Origin of the sequence: Kitasatospora sp. NPDC005751 (assembly GCF_040630835.1) — a bacterium.
Lineage (GTDB): Bacteria > Actinomycetota > Actinomycetes > Streptomycetales > Streptomycetaceae > Kitasatospora.
Genome location: NZ_JBEXYC010000091.1, coordinates 1 through 16872, shown reverse-complemented (window position 1 = coordinate 16872; position 16872 = coordinate 1). Strand labels below are relative to the sequence as shown.

The 16872-nt window shown below is 73.1% G+C and carries 13 protein-coding genes and 2 pseudogenes; 4 read left to right on the top strand and 11 right to left on the bottom strand.

The window, feature by feature from the left end:
• Positions 1-334 precede the first annotated feature (334 nt).
• The gene (locus tag ABZ497_RS35005) at positions 335-982 is read right to left on the bottom strand and encodes a TetR/AcrR family transcriptional regulator C-terminal domain-containing protein (protein WP_359811707.1); all 648 of its coding nucleotides are present in this window, start codon (positions 980-982) and stop codon (positions 335-337) included.
• Between the two features lie 80 nt (positions 983-1062).
• Here ABZ497_RS35005 and ABZ497_RS35000 point away from each other — a divergent pair, with 80 nt between their 5' ends.
• Positions 1063-1503, top strand: a complete 441-nt coding sequence (locus ABZ497_RS35000; RefSeq protein WP_359811706.1) for an ester cyclase — start codon at positions 1063-1065, stop codon at positions 1501-1503.
• A gap of 582 nt (positions 1504-2085) precedes the next feature.
• Here the strand turns inward: ABZ497_RS35000 and ABZ497_RS34995 are convergent.
• Together ABZ497_RS34995 and ABZ497_RS34990 are read right to left on the bottom strand one after the other, a co-directional pair.
• Positions 2086-2604 carry a DinB family protein gene (locus tag ABZ497_RS34995; protein ID WP_359811704.1) on the bottom strand — a complete coding sequence of 173 codons (519 nt, stop codon included), beginning with the start codon at positions 2602-2604 and terminating at the stop codon, positions 2086-2088.
• Positions 2605-2707: 103 nt separating this feature from the next.
• Positions 2708-2977 (bottom strand): annotated as a pseudogene (locus tag ABZ497_RS34990) (helix-turn-helix domain-containing protein); the annotation flags it as partial.
• A 97-nt stretch (positions 2978-3074) separates the two neighbouring features.
• Here ABZ497_RS34990 and ABZ497_RS34985 point away from each other — a divergent pair.
• A pseudogene (locus ABZ497_RS34985) lies at positions 3075-3239 on the top strand (transposase); the annotation flags it as partial.
• Between the two features lie 43 nt (positions 3240-3282).
• On the opposite strand, the gene ABZ497_RS34980 reads toward ABZ497_RS34985, so the two are convergent.
• From ABZ497_RS34980 to ABZ497_RS34945, 8 genes are all read right to left on the bottom strand, one after another.
• Positions 3283-4155, bottom strand: a complete 873-nt coding sequence (locus ABZ497_RS34980; RefSeq protein ID WP_359811702.1) for a hypothetical protein — start codon at positions 4153-4155, stop codon at positions 3283-3285.
• Between the two features lie 1070 nt (positions 4156-5225).
• Positions 5226-5579 carry an STAS domain-containing protein gene (locus ABZ497_RS34975; protein ID WP_359811699.1) on the bottom strand — a complete coding sequence of 118 codons (354 nt, stop codon included), beginning with the start codon at positions 5577-5579 and terminating at the stop codon, positions 5226-5228.
• An 81-nt stretch (positions 5580-5660) separates the two neighbouring features.
• Entirely contained in the window at positions 5661-7307 is a 1647-nt protein-coding gene (locus ABZ497_RS34970; protein WP_359811696.1) for a fused response regulator/phosphatase, read from the bottom strand.
• Entirely contained in the window at positions 7304-9058 is a 1755-nt protein-coding gene (locus ABZ497_RS34965; RefSeq protein ID WP_359811694.1) for an ATP-binding protein, read from the bottom strand. The genes ABZ497_RS34970 and ABZ497_RS34965 overlap by 4 nt, the downstream gene beginning before the upstream one ends.
• A 32-nt stretch (positions 9059-9090) precedes the next feature.
• Positions 9091-10296: an ATP-binding SpoIIE family protein phosphatase gene (locus tag ABZ497_RS34960; RefSeq protein ID WP_359811691.1), complete on the bottom strand. Its 1206-nt coding sequence runs from the start codon at positions 10294-10296 to the stop codon at positions 9091-9093.
• Positions 10284-10667, bottom strand: coding sequence for an ATP-binding protein (locus ABZ497_RS34955; RefSeq protein ID WP_359811710.1), 384 nt, complete (start codon positions 10665-10667; stop codon positions 10284-10286). Before ABZ497_RS34955 ends, ABZ497_RS34960 begins: the two co-directional genes overlap by 13 nt.
• A gap of 38 nt (positions 10668-10705) precedes the next feature.
• On the bottom strand, positions 10706-11086 hold the full coding sequence (locus ABZ497_RS34950; RefSeq protein WP_359811688.1) for an STAS domain-containing protein: 381 nt from the start codon (positions 11084-11086) through the stop codon (positions 10706-10708).
• The gene (locus ABZ497_RS34945; protein WP_359811686.1) at positions 11083-11943 is read right to left on the bottom strand and encodes an STAS domain-containing protein; all 861 of its coding nucleotides are present in this window, start codon (positions 11941-11943) and stop codon (positions 11083-11085) included. The genes ABZ497_RS34950 and ABZ497_RS34945 overlap by 4 nt, the downstream gene beginning before the upstream one ends.
• A 285-nt stretch (positions 11944-12228) precedes the next feature.
• Here ABZ497_RS34945 and ABZ497_RS34940 point away from each other — a divergent pair, with 285 nt between their 5' ends.
• Positions 12229-16404, top strand: coding sequence for a SpoIIE family protein phosphatase (locus ABZ497_RS34940; protein ID WP_359811683.1), 4176 nt, complete (start codon positions 12229-12231; stop codon positions 16402-16404).
• Positions 16404-16718, top strand: a complete 315-nt coding sequence (locus ABZ497_RS34935; protein ID WP_359811680.1) for an STAS domain-containing protein — start codon at positions 16404-16406, stop codon at positions 16716-16718. The genes ABZ497_RS34940 and ABZ497_RS34935 overlap by 1 nt, the downstream gene beginning before the upstream one ends.
• Positions 16719-16872: the final 154 nt, after the last annotated feature.

The window sequence follows — 16872 nt, the reverse complement described above, 5'->3', positions numbered from 1 at the left end:
GGAACCGGGATGTCCCGGTTCCACCCCGCCGGCCCCCGGCGCAGCGCGGGCGACCCTCAGGAACGGGCGTGGCGCGGGCGGCGGTCCCCGGCTCGGCGCGCCGGTCGGGGGCCAGCCCCTCGGTGGTTACCGGGGGGCGCGAACGCGGTCACGAGGGCAGCGACGATGAGCGGCACGACCAGCAGCACCATGGCAGTGGACATGTGCACCTCCGGGAGAGGAGTCGGGCAGGTGACGTCCGTCTGCCCGACTCGTCCGGGGTCATGCCGACGGCCACCCGTCCGGACGAGAACCCCGTTCCCCGGGGCGCCCCAGGGCCGACGGTCGCGGCCACTCAACGGCGCTCGTCGGCTCCTACCGGCAGGCCGGTCAGCAGGGCGTCCAGCGCGAGGTCGAAGCGCGCCTGGTGGTCGGCGGGGGTCCCGAGGCCGCCGGCCACCGCGGCCGCCAGGACCGGGAACCGGGACGCGTCCACGTGGACATCGGTCGGCTCGTCCTCGTGCCCCGGCGTGGCGGCGGCCTCCGCGAGGCAGTGCCCCAGCACCAGGGTGCTCACCGCGTTGACGATGTGCAGCGCTCGGACCGGCGGGATCCCCGCGCGGCCGAGGGCGGCTGCGGCGTCCTCCGCCGCGCGCAGTGCGGCCGAGGAGCGCACCGGCCGGGTGGCGACCAGGGCGATCACCCCGGGATGGAGCAGCAGTTCGGCCCGGAGGGCCACGGCGAACTCCCGCAACCGCTGCGGCCACTGGTCGGCGGGGCCCTCGAAGGACGGCCGGACGGCGGAGAGCACCAGCTCCACCAGGCCGTCGAGCAGGGCGGCCTTGTTGGGGACGTAGTGGTACAGCGTCATGGCCTCGACGCCGAGCTCGGCACCCAGCCGGCGCATGGACAGCTTCTCGACACCCTCCCGGCCCGCCGCTTCCAGTGCGGTGCGCAGCACCCTGTCGCGGGTGAGTCCCACCCGCCTGCCGGTCGTCGCCATCGGCCCTCCTTGACATTCTTACGCCGTAAGGACAGGGTATCCCCAGATCGATCCTTACAGCGTAAGAGAGAGCCGGGAACATGACCTCCGCCCTGACCGTGGAACAGAACAAGAAGCTCGTCCGGGAGTTCTTCGACGCACTCAACGAGGTGCGGATCGGGGACTTGGGGGACTATCTTGCGGCCGACGTGGTCGACCACAACAAGATCATCCACGGCGAGCCCGATGAGCCGGGCGCGGCCTTCGCGGCCATCGAGACCCAGCTCACCGCTCTCGCCCCGTACCGCGCCCGGGTCGACGCGCTGATCGCCGAGGGCGACTCGGTCGTCGCCCGGATCACCCAGACCGGTGTCAGCTCCGGCAGCCATCCCCGGATGCCCAGCCCCACCGGCCGCGGCTTCGAGAACGAGGCGATCTTCGTCTTCACCCTCACCCACGGCCGGATCAGCGAGATCCGCGGCGTCTCCGACCGGCTCGGCCTCTTCCTGCAGCTCGGCTGGGACTGGCCCACCGCGGACTGAGGGGGGCCGATCCGCCGGGCGGTGCGGCACCCGACGTGGCGCGGGGCGACGCGTCGATCGGGCCTCGTGCCGGTGGGTTCGGGGCGGAGAAGAATTCCGTCAGGTCCCGCAGCTCGTGCTCGGGGGAGGGGGGTCGGCCGAACGCGAGGGCCCGTTCGGTTCGAGCCTGGCGCCAGGCGGTCAGGGTGGGCTCGACCAGGGCCCACCGGGCGTCGGACAGGTCGCTCGGCTACGGCCGACGATCCGTCATGCTGGCGGCGTACTGCGGAATTGCCGATGGACCCAGAGGCCGCGGAACTCCGGAGACACTGATGCTTCCAGCCCGTGGGAACTGGACTTCAAGCAGATCCTGACCAGGCGTCCGACCATCTAGGGGTGCCGAAAACTTCATCCGTAGGTTGCGGCCTTGTCCGAGTAGATCGGGGTGGCGTTGCCGCCAGCGTCCCCATTGCGGCAGGCACACCGCCGGCGAACGCCTGCGCGCGGTCGTCGCCAGGGCAAACGTTGCGTGATGCGGCAGCGCGGCAGCCAGGTAGGCGGTCGCACGGGAAGTCGGCGGGGCCGACTTCCCGTGCGCGGGTGTCACTCGCCGGTGGCGCCGTCGGTGAGTTCGCGGACGACGTCGAGGTGGCCCGCGTGGCGGGCGTACTCCTGGAGGACGTGAAACAGGATCCAGCCCAGGGTGGGGCGCTCGGTACCGTCGTCGGGGAAGCGGCCGCCGGCTGCGGCCACGGCGGACAGGGGCGTTCCCGAGGCGACGGCCCGGGTGTACTCGCCACCGGCACGCAGGGCGGTGAGGAGGTCGGCGGCACTCTCCTGCGGGGTGACGTGCCAGCGGTCCTCCGGACCGCGGTCGCCCCAGGGGGCCGGGACCGGCTCGGCGCGGAATCCCCATCGCAGCCAGCGCTGCTCCATGTGGACGAGGTGCTTGAGCAGTTCGAGCATCGTCCAGCCGGAGGGGAGGCGGCTGGTGCGCAGCTCCTCGTCGGCCAGTCCCTCGATCTTGGCTCCGATCACGGAGCGGTAGTAGTCGAGGTAGTCCAGCAGCAGGGTGCCGGGGTCGGAGAGTCGCGTGCTGGGCTCGGACAGGGGGGTGATCATGGCGTCGAGTCTGCCACGGCGTGTCACATCACTTGCCTTGCGCCGCCGTCCTTGCGGACCTGGGAAGCGAGAGAGAGGATCGTGAGGACGAAGGCCGCCATCGTATGCGCAGGCCCTCGTGGCTGACGTCGTCGACCACGCCCTCGGCGACCAGGAACTCGGCCGGCTCGGCCAGGCTCCAGGTCGAGAAGGGCAGGCCGTGTTCGGCCTGCTTGGATTTGGCGGCCTCTTTGACCCCCCGGCGCTCGGGCAGGGTGAAGGTCCTGGGCCGTCCGCCCTTGTATTTCGGGTAGAGCGAGTCGAAGCCGGTGAGGTTGTGGATCGCGTCGCGGACTCGGTCCGCACCGGTGAACGTCACCTCGGCGATATAGCTTGCGCCGATTCTGGAGGCGGACCCCTTTGAGCCGCTACAGCATCGACGCCGAACAGCGTGTGGTGACACGGTGCTCGGCCAGCTCCTGCACGCGGGGCTGTGGCACGACGAGGACTTCGCCGGCTGGTACCCGCGCGACGGTCGCCCCACTCCCTCACCCGCCCAACTTGCCACCGTCTGCGTGCTGCAGTTCCTGCTCGGCCTGTCGGGCCGTCAGGCTGCGGAGGCGGTCCGCTGCCGCATCGACTTCAAATATGCCCTGGCCCCCTGGCCCTGGAGCTGGACGATGGACCGCACCCCGTCGCTCAGGCCGGGCCGGCCGGCTCCTGACGCACCGGCTCGTCCGCCGTCGTGAGACGGGCGACCCAGCCATCGGGGTCCAGGAGCTCCCGGCGGTCCGGGACCAGCGTCGGATCGGCCCGAAGGCGGAGCAGCAGGTCGGTGACGCCGTACTCCACCGCCTTCCGTACGCAGTCCTCGCCGCGGTCATACACTGCCGGACCCCGGTTCGGTCCCCACAGCAGACGCAGGAGGCGGCCGGCCTTCCGTTCCTCGACGTAGTCGGCCGCGAGCAGTTCCCTGGTCGTGAATCGTGCGTGGCCCTCCAGTACGGCGCTCAGGCTCCGGAACTCCTCGACGGCGGCGCGCGTGGCCCGATGGACCAGGTGCGCGGCCCGCAGGTCCATACTCAGCGACGGCCCCCACAGTGCGAACTGCGCCTGGTGGACGAGCTGGTGGGCGAGGACCGACCGGAGGGCGTCCCGGCTCACCGTCCCGGCACTCCGCCGGAGCAGTGCCGGGACCAGCAGGATCGTGGAGCCGCCGTCGGTCCCCGGGACCGCCCGACTGGACGGCAGACAGCCGAACTTCCGGTTTCCGCCGGAGTACGAGCCGTCGGCGCGGCGGAGGTCCGCCTCCAGCCGCAGCCGACGCGCCTGGTCCGGGATCGCGTAGAGCAGGTCGCTCGCGAGCAAGGCCTCGTTGACCCGCCGCTCGTGCGCCTCGTGCGCCAGGGCATAGGCGTCCGGGTTGAGCAGCCGGACGTGGAGCTCGGGCCCGAGCCCGAGGCCCGTTCGCCTCCCCACCCGCTCGGCCAGCCCCGTCGCCACCGCCCGCACCTCGTCGGCGACGGCGTCCCAGCTCCGCCCGGCCTCCTGTGTGACGACGATCTCGACCACGCCTCCCCCTTCCGACCGCCGAGGCGCCCTCGCGGTCCACCCACATCTGCGGCGAGCACTCTAGCGGCAATCTTGTCCCGTTCATGCGCCGGCTGTCCCCGGCTCGGTGCCCCCTGGTACACCGGTCCGGTCCCGGGGCGGGACCCACGCGAATCATCCGGGCGTGTGTCCGGGAGCGCCTCTACGATCGTCGGGTTCGCCCGCCGGCAGTCCGCTGTCGTCAGGCCGGACCGTTGTCGAGACAGAGCCGGGGGTGCGGTCGTGGGGTGGCGATGGCGCAGGACGACCAGCACGGGGCCCGAGACCGCAGACACGCTCGAGGCCGTGCCGCCACCGGACGAGGCCCCGGTGAAGGAGGCGGCGCACCAGTGGACCCATCGCTGAGGGCCCTGGGGCGAGCAGTGGCAGGACGGGCTGCGCCGTTCCCCCACGGGCGTCGACCTGCTCGTGTGGTGGCGGGACGAAGGAACCAACGACTCCTCTGACGGGGAGGTGGTGTCCGTCCTCGCCCCAACGGACGTCGTCGGCCGGCGGGGCGGAGGGTGCACCGGCCGGGCCAGGTGCAGCAGTCGCGGCCGGGCCGGGTGCAGCGGCCGTTGCAATGGGCGCGGCCGCCGCCGACCGGGTTCCGGTGGATGCTGGAACCGCCGGCACAGCGGGGCCGGCTGCTGCTACGCGGGCGTTGGCCTTGGCGCGGTCGACCTCGCTGCGGCGCGAGCGGGAGCAGTACACCGGCGGCCTCCATCGCCAGGAGGCCGCCGCGGTGGAAGTCGAACGGGCTCTGGCGGCCGAGGCTCCTGCCTCCCGGAGTGCGCGTCACCCGCGGCTTGTGCGTCGGCCAGTACGAATGCCCCGCCGACTGCCGGCGCTGCTCGCTCTCCTGCGGGGGCGTCGACGACGCGGCTGCTCCGGGAACGGCGCGCGGTGACGATCGAGGGCGGCTGCGGCCTTGGTCGTCCCGGTCGGCGTTCGGTGGGCCCGGCCACCGGGTAGCCGGTCGGACGTGCCGGGAGCCGGCGGGTCTGCTCCCTGTCCTGTCGCATCAGCCGCGGGCCCCGCGGCCGGCCCGGTCAGCCGCAGGCCGCGACGGCCTGGTCCACGCTCTCGTAGAGGCCGAAGATGCGGTCGATGCCGGTGATCTGGAGGATCTGCGTCAGGTCCCGGCCCGCGCCCGCGACGGCGAACGGCGCCGAGGCCGCGGTGGCGCGCTGGTAGCCGGAGATCAGCGCCGAGACCCCGATCGAGTCGCAGAACGACAGGCCCCCGACGTCCAGGACGAGCGGGACGGCGGCGGCCAGCGGCAGCCCTTCCACCATCCGGCTCAGCCGCGGGGCCGTGTGGTAGTCGAGCTCCCCGGTGACGGTGAGGACCGTCGCCCCCGACGGATGGGTGTGGACGGCCATGGCCAACGCGAAGTCGGGCACCGTAACTCCTGGAAGGACTGGAACGGGAGCCGGGGACGCCCGTGCGGTACGCACCGGCTCGGATCGGCTCGTGCGGGACGGTCAGTGGATTCTCGCTGCGAGAAGGGCGATGTCGTCCGTCTTCGCCTTGCCGAAGTCGTCCAACAACTGGTCGCACAGCTCATCGAGCCCCTGCCCGGCGGCGGACACCGCACGCCCGAGGGCGGCGAGACTCTCGTCGAGATCCTCACCGGGCACCTCCACGAGACCGTCGGTGAGCAGCAGCAACGTGGAACCGGCCGGAACGGCGTGGGAGACGGCCGGCGGGTGCGGCAGGTTCAGACCCAGCAGGATCCCGTGCTCGGTGAGGTACCGGGTGGATCCGTCGGGAAGGCGCAGCAGCGGCGGCAGGTGGCCGGCGTTGGCCACGTGGATCCGCCGTCCGCCGGGTTCCACCAGCACCAGGCAGACGGTGGCGGTCATCGTCGGCCGCAGGCGCACGAGCAACGCGTCCAGCCGCTCCAGCAGGGTCCGCGGGTCGTGCCCCTCGATCGCGTAGGCCCGCAGCGCGTGGCGCAGCTCGCCCATGACCATCGCGGCCTTGAGGGAGTGCCCGGCCACGTCGCCGATCGCCAGCAGCAGGCCGGCCGGGGTCTCGATCGCCTCGTAGAAGTCGCCGCCGATCTCCGTGTGGTCGGCGGCGGGCTTGTAGCGGACGGCGAGATCCACCCCGGCCACCTCGGGCAGCCGGTCGGGCAGGAAGGTGCGCTGCAGGGTGAGGACGAGCGCGTGCTCCTCGCTGCGGGCGCGCATCGCCTCCAGCGCCAACGCGCAGGCCTGGCCGAGCTGGGAGAAGAGCCCGCGGTCGTCGGGGCCGGTGGTCGCGGGCGCGTCCACCACGAGCGCGACCGGCGGCCGGCCGTGCTTGGTCCGGGTCAGGAGCACCGCGACCTCCCCGGGCAGGAGCTCGGTGAGCCCGGCGTCCAGACGCGCGGCCAGGGCGTGCCAGTCGGCGCGGGACAGGACGGCGGTCTCGGCGCCCGTCGCGTCGCCGAGCGCGTGGTCCGTCAACCGGTCCAGGAGCCCCGCGTCCGCCGTGCTCAGGCGGGGGGCGGTGGTGGCGCCGTCCGGGGCGGGCCGGTCGACGACTGCCACCTGCAGGGCTTGCTCGTCCGGGCTGAGGGCGAGGGCGACGGCAGGGGAGGACATCAGGGTGGCCGTGCCGGCGGCCGCTCGCGCCGTGAAGGCCTCCGCGCCGCTCACCCCGTGGACGGCGAGCGTGGTGCGGTTGAGGATCGCCACCCGGGCGGCCAGCCGCTCGGCGCGACGGCGGGCGCGGGCGTAGCGCAGCGCCGCCGTGACGGTCGCCAGCAGCTCGGACGGGGCTATCGGCTCGGTGAGGTAGGCGTCCGCGCCGCGGTGCAGGCCCTGGGCGCGGTCGTCGACCTCGATGGCGGTGGCCGAGATGTGGATGACCGGGACGGACGCGGTCCTGGGGTCCGCCTTGATCCGTTCGCAGACCTCGAACCCGCTCATGTCCGGCAACCGGACGTCGACCACGGCGAGTTCGGGCAGGTCCTGGTCACCGGCCGCCGCGAGCAGGGCGAGGCCCTCGGTGCCGTCCGCGGCCTCCACCACCGTGTGGCCGCCGCGCACCAGCCAGCTCCGGACGAGGTAGCGGTTGATGTCGTTGTCGTCCAGGACCAGGATGGTGGCGGCCGCGCCGTCGGCGGCGGGACCGGCGCTCACCGGACGCTCCGTCCATCGGCGACCGGCCCACCGGGGTGGTCACCGGGGTGGTTGCCTCGGGCGGGCGCCGCGAAGGCGGCGGCCAGCTGGTGGGACCTCAAGGTGGCCTTCTCCAGGACGGCGCGGGCGTGGACCAGCCGGTCGTGCTCCAGACCGGCCGTGCTCGCGGAGGTGATCACGACGACGGGGACGGCGCACAGCTCGGCGTCCGCCGCCAGCTGCGCCAGGACCTGGTACCCGTCCAGGTCCGGCATGTGCAGGTCGAGCAGGACGGCGTCCGGGCGCTCGCGCCGGACAGTCTCCACGGCCCGGCCGCCCTCGGAGACCTCGACGATCCGCTCGGCCAGTTCACCGAGCAGCGGGCGGACGCTCGCCCGGTAGGCCTCGTCGTCGTCGACGCTGACCAGTACCGCCACCCGGGCCGGCGGGTCTTCGACCGGCGGTCCCGGCACCGGCAGCCGCACCACGACACGCGTTCCCTCGCCCGGGCCGCTGGTGAGCGTCAGGGTGCCGCCGAGGAGCTCGGTCAGACGGCGGGCGTAGGGCAGGCCGAGGCCGGTGCCGGAGCGGCCCCGCTGGTGCGCGCCGCGCACCTGGTAGAACTCCTCGAAGACGCGTTCCTGTTGTTCCTGCGGGATCCCGACGCCGGTGTCCGCGACGGTGAGGACCAGTTCCTCGCCCTCCGGAGCCTCCCGCAGCGCCACGTCCAGCGTGACGCTGCCCCGTTCGGTGAACTTCAGCGCGTTGGACAGCAGGTTGCGAAGGATCCGGGTGAGCATCACCTCGTCGCTGACGAACGCCGGTACCGTCGTCGGGTCGGCGATGGCGAGCGTCACACCCTCACCGGCGCGCACGCCCAGGGTGCCCCGCAGTTCGGCGAGCAGGGCCCGCAGATCCACCCGGGCCCAGACGGGCTCCAGCCGCCCCGACTCCGCCTTCGCGACGTCCAGCAGTTCGTCCACCAGCGTCAGCAGAGTGCTCCCGGACGCCGAGATGAGCCCGATCTGCTCACGCTGATCCTCGTCGAGACGCCCCGCGCCGCTCGCCAGCAACAGCCCGGCCAGCCCGACCACGGAATTGACGGGCGTACGCAGTTCATGGCTGACGTTCGCCCAGAACCTGGTCTTCGCCTCACTGGCCACCCGGAGCTGACGCGACTTCTCCTCCAGTTCCCCGTACAGGGCCACCACCCCGCGATTGGTCTCCTCCAACTCCTGCGACAACTCGGAGTAGAGCGCCACCACCCCGCGATTGGTCTCCCCCAACTCCTCGTTCAGCCGCTGCAACTCCTCACGCTGGGCACGGGACTCCCCCAACGCCGCGATGAGGTCCCTGGTCTGCGCCCGCGCGTCCTCCGCCGCCGACGACCCGCCATGCGCCCCGAGCACCGCACGCGCCTCGTCCATCAAACCGGCCAGCGACTCACCGGACCCCAGCAGCGGCTGCTCCACGACCAGACACCCCTCCGCCCGCCTCAACTGCACAAGACGGGCCACAGCACCGAGCGCCTCCGGAGTCGGCCCCGGGCCGCCCTGCCAACACATGGTCACCTGCAACGCCGCCGCAACCCCGCCCGTCACGGCGAACTCCACCGTCAACGCGGTCGCGGTCAGCAGGTCACGCCCCAACTCACTGAGCGCGGTGGCCAGCCTGACCTGGTCCTGGTTCTCGATACCGAACACCCCGGCGACCGCCCGGCCACAGCGCCGCAACGCGAAGGTGTCCTGCTCGGTGGCGACCGAGATGGTCATCAGATGGACGGTACCCGTACCGCCCGGCAAGCTCACCACGCTCCCTTCGCCACGAGCACACCCGCGTCATCCCGACGCACGCCCGCCTCACGCAGCAGCTGGCCCGCCGCCACCAGCGGGATGTGTCCGAGCAGTCCGGGCAGGTCCGCCGGTCGCCACCGTTCGGTCAGCCCGTCCGAATGCATGATCACCGCGCTGCCGGGCGGCAGGTCCTGCTCGATCGTCCGCAGGGACGGCAGGTGGTGGCCGACGATTCCGGGCGCCGAGGGCAGCGAACGCCGGCCGCCGGTCGCCGGATCGAGGACGAAGGTACTGACGTTCCCGACCCCGCAGAACACCACCCGCCCCGCCGACGGCCCGATCGACGCCACCGCGACCGCGCCACCACGACCCGCGCTCAACGCACGGTGGATGTCCGCGAGCACGGCGTCCGGCCTGGTCGCCCGCGAGGCGTGGAAGGCGTCGACCGCCGCCCGGGAGGCCCGGGCCGCCAGCGGCCCGTGTCCGAGGCCGTCGCAGAACATCAGGAGCAGGGCGTCGGAATCCGGGGCGGCGCCCCTCTCCTCGCGCACGGGCGCCGTTCGCGGCGCCGCGGGGGCGTCGAGGCCGGCCAGGGCCGCCCAGCTCAGGGGGACGCGGGAGGCCGCGCCGCCACGCGGGGCCGGGTCGGTACCGGCCACCCCCGGGCCGTCCCCCGCCGCCGCCAGGGACCGCGCCGCCCACGCGTCCCCACAGACCTCCTCACCACTGATCGCCCTCGTCAACCCCGCCACCACCGGCTCACCCGCCAGCCGGGCCGCCGCCGCGGCCTCCCTCGTCCAGAACCGGGCCGCCAGCACGGTCCCCCGCCCGGGCAACGAATGCACGTCGAAGGTATCGGCCAACCGGGAGATCGCACCCAGCCCGATCCCCAGCGTGCTCGCGGACGACACCCCGTCGGTCAGCGCACGCGAGACGTCCGCCATCCCAGGCCCCGCGTCGACGGCCACGAATTCCAGACCGGCGTCCGTCGCGGTACGCACCACCCTCAACAGCAGCGCACCGTCGACGGCGTGGCGGCACAGGTTGGTCGCCGCCTCGCTCACCGCGAGCGCGACCTCGGCCGCCCGCTGGTCACCGAGGCCGATCCGGCGCGCCAGCGCGGCGGCGGCCCCGCGCGCCGCCGCCGGCATGGAATCCTCGTCCCGGAACCAGGCGACGTCCTCGGTCCCCAGCAACACCGCACTCACCGGGCCCACTTGATCACCGACACCAGCGTGCCGCGGCCGACCTCGGTGTCCAGGACGAAGTCGTCGACCAGACGCCGTGCGCCGCTCAGACCCAGACCCAGCCCGCTGCCCGAGGTCCAGCCGTCGGTCAGCGCGAGGTCCACGTCGGCGATGCCCGGCCCGTTGTCCTCGAAGACCGCCGCCACACCCAGACGCATGTCCCGCCGGACCAGCCCGGTCCGCATCACCCCACCCCCGCCGTAGACCAGGGTGTTACGGGCCAACTCACTCGCGGCGGTCACCAGCTTCGTCTGGTCGACCAGGGAGAGCTTGCAACGCTGGGCCAGCGAGCGGACCAACTGCCGGGCCCGTACCACGTCGTCATTCGACCGGACCGGAATACACTCCTGCTCACCCTCGGGCGTAGGCGCGAGACCGCTCACGACCGGACCGAACCGCGGTCGCCCGCCGACCGGCCCAGCATCGCCAGGCCCTTCTCCAGACTGAGCGCGGTACGCACGCCCCCCAGCGAGAGCCCGAGCTCGACCAGGGTGATCGCGACGGCGGGCCGCATGCCCACCACGACGGTCTCGGCGTCCAGCATGCGGGAGATCGCGGCGGTGGTGGCGAGCATCCGGCCGACGAACGAGTCGACGATCTCCACCGCGGTGATGTCGATCACCACCCCGCTCGCACCGGTCGCCACGATCCGTGCGGCCAGGTCGTCCTGGAGGTCCAACACGGTCTGGTCCTCCAGATCCACCTGGATGGACACCAGCAGCACATCGCCGATCTTCAGAACAGGTACGCGCTCGGTCACGGCCGGCCACCAGCCGTCATCGGGTCGACACCACCACGGCGCAGCGCGTGCTTGAGCGCGTCGGCGAGCGTCGCCTTGGTGACGATGTCCCCGAACTGGATGCCCAGCGCGACGATGGTCTGCGCGATCTGCGGGCGGATGCCGGAGATGGTGCACTCGGCGCCCATCAGCCGCGCGGCCACCACCGTCTTGAGCAAGTGCTGGGCGACCTCGGTGTCCACCGCCGGCACCCCGGTGATGTCGATGATCGCCTGCTCCGAACCCGTGTCCACGAGCGTCTGGAGCAGCTTCTCCATCACCACCTGAGTGCGGACCGAGTCGAGCGTGCCGACCAGCGGCACCGCCACCACACCGTCCCACAGCTTCACCACGGGGGTGGAGAGCTCCAGGAGCTGCTCCGACTGCGCGCTGATCAGCTCCTCACGGGTCCGCGCGTACACCTCCATCGTGAACAACGCCAACGCGTCCATCAACTGCGACAGGTGCAGGTAGACGGTGATGTCCTGCGCCGAACTGTCCGTCGTCGGCGCCAGGATGGCCTTGAACGCGAGGACGCTGGTCGCGGTCTCGGTGGTGGTGAAACCCTGACGGGCCCGGTTACGCGACAGCTCGGTGAGCAGCGCGCGCACCTCCGCGAAGTCCTCGCCCTGCCAGTCGAAACCCCCCTGGCGCAGGCCCTCCACCAGGGCCGTCAACAGCTCCTGCAACTCGCGGTCGAGTTCGGCCTCACTGATCCGCCCCCGCAGCGTCCGCGACACCGCGTCCACCCAGGCCGAACCCAGCGCCTTCCGCTGCTCCGTCAAGAGCTCCACCAAACGCACCGACATTGCCTTATCCGCCACTTGGGCACTCTCCATCGATCATGCCCGACCTCACGGGCTGTCCCGCACCCGTATGCCACGGACGCGGCGGGCCAAACCTGCGTCTTCGCGCACGGGTCCGGCTCCCTCCCGCGCGGCGGGGGCGGCGCCCGCGGCGCTGTCATCGGACGACTCGGAACGCCCGTCCGGGGCAGACGGGGGCGTCGTGGCTCCTACGATGGGGCCGGGTGCCCCGACACGGACGGGGCGACGGTCGGAGCCGGTGGCGCGAGGTGCGGATGGTCGCCGGTGCGAACCGTACGGAAGGAGAGGACGCGTCGGATGGGCCAGCCCGAAGGAGTCGAGTACGGGGCGACGGCGGGTGCCGGTGTCGACATCTTCGAAGGCGACCGCGAGGTCGGGCGCGATCTCGCGGCGGTGGACTGGACGGCGACTCCGCTGGGTGCGCCGACCGGCTGGCCGCAGAGCCTGCGCACGGCCGTGAGCATCCTGCTCTCCTCCCGGTTCCCGATGTGGATGGCCTGGGGCGAGGACCTGACGTTCTTCTGCAACGCCGCCTACCGGCACGACACCCTCGGCCGGAAGTACCCCTGGGCGCTGGGCCGGCCGGCGAGCGAGGTGTGGGCGGAGATCTGGGACGACATCGGCCCGCGGATCGGGACCGTGCTGACCACGGGCCGGGCGACCTGGGACGAGGCGCTGCTGCTGTTCGTGGAGCGTTCCGGATATCCCGAGGAGAGCTACCACACCTTCTCCTACAGTCCCCTGCGCGACGACGACGGCCTCGTGAGCGGCCTGTTGTGCGTGGTCAGCGAGGAGACCGACCGGGTCATCGGCGAGCGGCGGATGGCGACCCTGCGGGACCTCGGCTCGGACCTCAGCGTGGTGCGCACCGAGGAGGAGACGCTGGCCTTCAGTACCCGCCAGCTCGCCGCCAATCCTCATGACCTGCCGTTCGTCCTGACCTATCTGGCGTCGCCCGACGGGTCCGCCCGTCTGGCCGCCGCGACCGGCCTGCCCGCCGGGCACCCCGCCGCCCCGGCGCTCCTGCCCCCGGGCGGCACACCCGGGGTGTGGCCGTCGGCGCGGGCGGCGCAGGCCGAACCGGTGGTCGTCGCCCTCGACGGTCCCGCGTTCGCGGACCTTCCCACCTTCGGCCGGCCGGCTCCGCCCACCCATGCCCTGGTCGTCCCGCTGCTGCGGCGGGGCGACGCGCCCTACGGCTTCCTGGTGGCGGCGCTCAACCGCTACCGGGCAGCGGACGAGGGCTACCGGGGATTCGTCGAGCTGGCCGCCGGCCACGTCGCGGCAGGGGTCGCCGGCGCCCGCGAGTACCAGGCCCAGCAGCAGCGCGCCGACGAACTCGCGGCACTCGACCGGGCCAAGACCGCCTTCTTCTCCAACGTCAGCCACGAGTTCCGCACCCCCCTGACCTTGATCATGGGCCCGCTCGAAGAGCTTCGGACCAGGCTGGCCGACGCCGATCCGCGCACGAGGGAGGAACTGGACGTCATCCACCGCAACGGGCTGCGGCTGGGCAGGCTCGTCAACACCCTGCTCGACTTCTCCCGCATCGAGGCCGGCCACCTGCGGGCCAGCTACGAACCGGTCGAGCTGGCCGCGACCACCGCGGAGCTGGCCAGCGTCTTCCGCTCCGCCGTCGACAAGGCCGGCCTGGCCTTCACGATGGACTGCCCACCGCTGGCGGAGCCCGTCCACATCGACCGGGACATGTGGGAGAAGGTCGTCCTCAACCTGCTCAGCAACGCCCTCAAGTTCACCTTCGAGGGCTCGATCGGCGTCGCCGTGCACCGTGAGGACGACCACGCGGTCGTCACCATCACCGACACCGGCGTCGGGGTTCCCGCCGCCGAGCTGCCGCGCCTCTTCCAACGGTTCCACCGGATCGAGAACACCCGCGCGCGCTCCCACGAGGGCAGCGGCATCGGACTCGCCCTGGTCCAGGAACTCGTCCAGGCCCACGGTGGCACCATCACCGCCCGCAGTCGGGAGGGCGAGGGCACGGCCTTCACCGTCCGCCTGCCGTTCGGCCACGCCCACCTCCCCCAGGACGCCCTCGCCCCCGCGCCCGCGGCGCCCGCCCGCGCGTCGGCCGCGGCCGACCCCTACCTGGAGGAGGCGCTGCGCTGGCTCCCCGGGAACGACCGGGCCGACCCCTCCCGGTCCACCGAGGTGCCGGACGGCGCCGCGCCCCTCGGCGGGCGGTCGGCCCAGCCCCGCGCCCGGGTCCTGATCGCCGACGACAACGCCGACATGCGCGAGTACCTCAGCCGGCTCCTCACCGGCCCCGGCTACCTGGTCCGGGCCGTCGCCGACGGGCTGGCAGCGCTGGAGGCGGTCCGTGCCGAGGCCCCCGACCTCGTCGTCAGCGACGTCATGATGCCCGGCCTCGACGGTGTGCGGCTCGTGGCCGCGCTGCGCGCCGACCCGCGGACCGCCGCCGTCCCCGTCATCCTGCTCTCGGCCCGCGCCGGACAGGAGGCCTCCATCGAGGGCCTCGACGCCGGCGCCGACGACTACCTGGTCAAACCCTTCGCCGCCGCGGAACTGCTCGCCCGGGTCCGCGCCACCATCGACATGACACGGCTGCGCAACCGCCACGCGCGCTGGCGCACAGCCCTGGTCGACTCCCTCCAGGAGGGGTTCTTCGTCTGCGACGAGCACGGCGACGTCATCGAGGTCAACGCCGCGTTCACCACCATCCTCGGTTACGGGCCCGAAGGCCTGCCCTACCGGTACCCCCAGCCGTGGTGGCCCGAGCGCGACGCCGACCCCGACGCCCACCGGCTGGTGGCCGACGCCCTCGCCGAACTGACCGGCCGGGAGCACGGCACCTGCACCATCCCGGCCACCCACCGCGACGGCCGTCAGGTGTGGGTGGCAGCCGCCTTCAACCGCGTCCAGGAGCCGGAGAGCGGGCGCCGCGTCATCGTCGGCACCGTCCGTGACGTCACCTCGGAGCACCACACGGCGCAACGGGCGACGGCCCTGGCCTCGCTCGGCACGCGCCTCGCGGAAGCCGCCACCCTGCCCGACGCCATGGCCGCGGCCATGGCCGAGCTGCGACGGGTCTGGCGGGCCGACACCGTCCTCGCCGTGCTGTTCCCGCCCGACGGGGCCCCGGTGCTGATCGCCACCGACCCGGAACAGCGCTGGGACGACCTGCCGGCCGAGCGACGCGAGACCCTCACCGCCCTGGGCACGCGCCCCGCCCTCACCCCGGTCACCGACCGGGCCGACGGCTCCGGCATCGTCCTCGAACACCCGCGCGGCACGCTCCTCCTGTGGATCGACCGCCAAGGGCCGCGACCCTTCACCGAACAGGACCGGCTCCTGCTCTCCCAACTGGCCGGCCGCCTGGCCCAGGGACTGGCCCGAGTGCACCGGATCGACCAGCAGCGCGAGACCGCGATAACCCTGCAACGCGCCATCCTCGGCCCCTCCCACCTGCCCGGCGGCTTCGCCGTACGCTACGAGCCCGCCACCCGCCCCCTGGAGGTCGGAGGCGACTGGTACGACATCGTGGCCCTCCCCGACGGCCGCACCGGCATCGTGGTCGGGGACTGCGTCGGGCGCGGGCTCACCGCGGCCACCGTCATGGGCCAACTCCGAAGCGCCTGCCGCGCCCTGCTCCTCCAGGACCCCTCACCCGCCCGCACCCTCGCGGCCCTGGACCGCTTCGCGGCCGACATCCCCGGGGCGATGTGCACCACCGTCTTCTGCGGAGTGCTCGACCCCGCCGACGGCCACCTCGTCTACTCCAGTGCCGGCCACCCTCCCGGCGTCCTCACCCACCCCGACGGGACCACCGTCCTCCTCCAGGACGGCAACGCGCTGCCCCTCGCCGTCCGGACCGGTGCGGACCGGCCCGAAGTCCGGTGCACCATGCCGCCGCGCTCCACCCTGCTGCTCTACACCGACGGTCTGGTGGAACGCCGCCGCCGCCCCCTGAGCGAAGGCGTCGACCGGGCCGGAACCATCCTGCGGGAAGGGCGCGCGCTGCCGGTCGACGACCTCGCCGCCCGCCTCATGGCCGCGCTCGCCCCCGACGACGGGTACGACGACGACGTGGCCATCCTGCTCCACCGCCACCCCGCCCCGCTGGAGCTGACCTTCCCCGCGGAGTCCGGGCAGCTCGCCCCCGTCCGGAACAGCCTCCGCGGCTGGTTGAACCGGTGCGGGCTGCCCGCGCCCACCGTGCAGAGCGTCCTGGTCGCGGCCGGCGAAGCGTGCGCCAACGCCATCGAACACGGTCACCGTGACGCGCCGGGCGCCCGGATCCGCCTGTCCGCCGTCGCCACGGCCGCCGAGCTGCGCCTGACCGTCGCGGACAGCGGCCACTGGAAGATCCCCGGACACCGGGCCGACACCGACCGCGGTCGCGGCGTCGCCCTGATGAACGCCCTCATGCAGCAGGTCACCATCACCCCCGGCAGCGGCGGCACCACCGTCGACATGCAGCTAAGGATCGCCTGATGACCACCGCGCTCGTCCTCACCCCCGGCCACGGCCCGGGCGGCTTGCCCGTGCTGCGGGCGGCCGGCGAGATCGACCTGGCCAACGCCCACGAACTCGCCGCGGCCATCGACCGGATCCCCGAGTCCGACACGCCCCTGACCGTCGACGTCAGCGCCGTCGAGTACCTCGACAGCGCCGGCCTCACCGTCCTCTTCGCGCGTGCCCACCGGATCCGGCTGATCACGAACCCGCTCCTGAGCCCGCTGCTCACCGTCTCGGGCCTGAGCCAACTCGTCTCGGTCCGCGAGGTCATCGACCCGCCGCCGAACTGAGAGCTCCCCACGCGCGGGGCCGTGCCGTCACGGGGGATGTGCCGCGCGCGGCTCCGCACCGGGCGCCGGCCCCGGCGCGCCCCGCCGAACGCGCCGAACGCGCCGAACGCGCCGAACGCGCCGAACGCGCCGAACGCGCCGAACGCGCCGAACG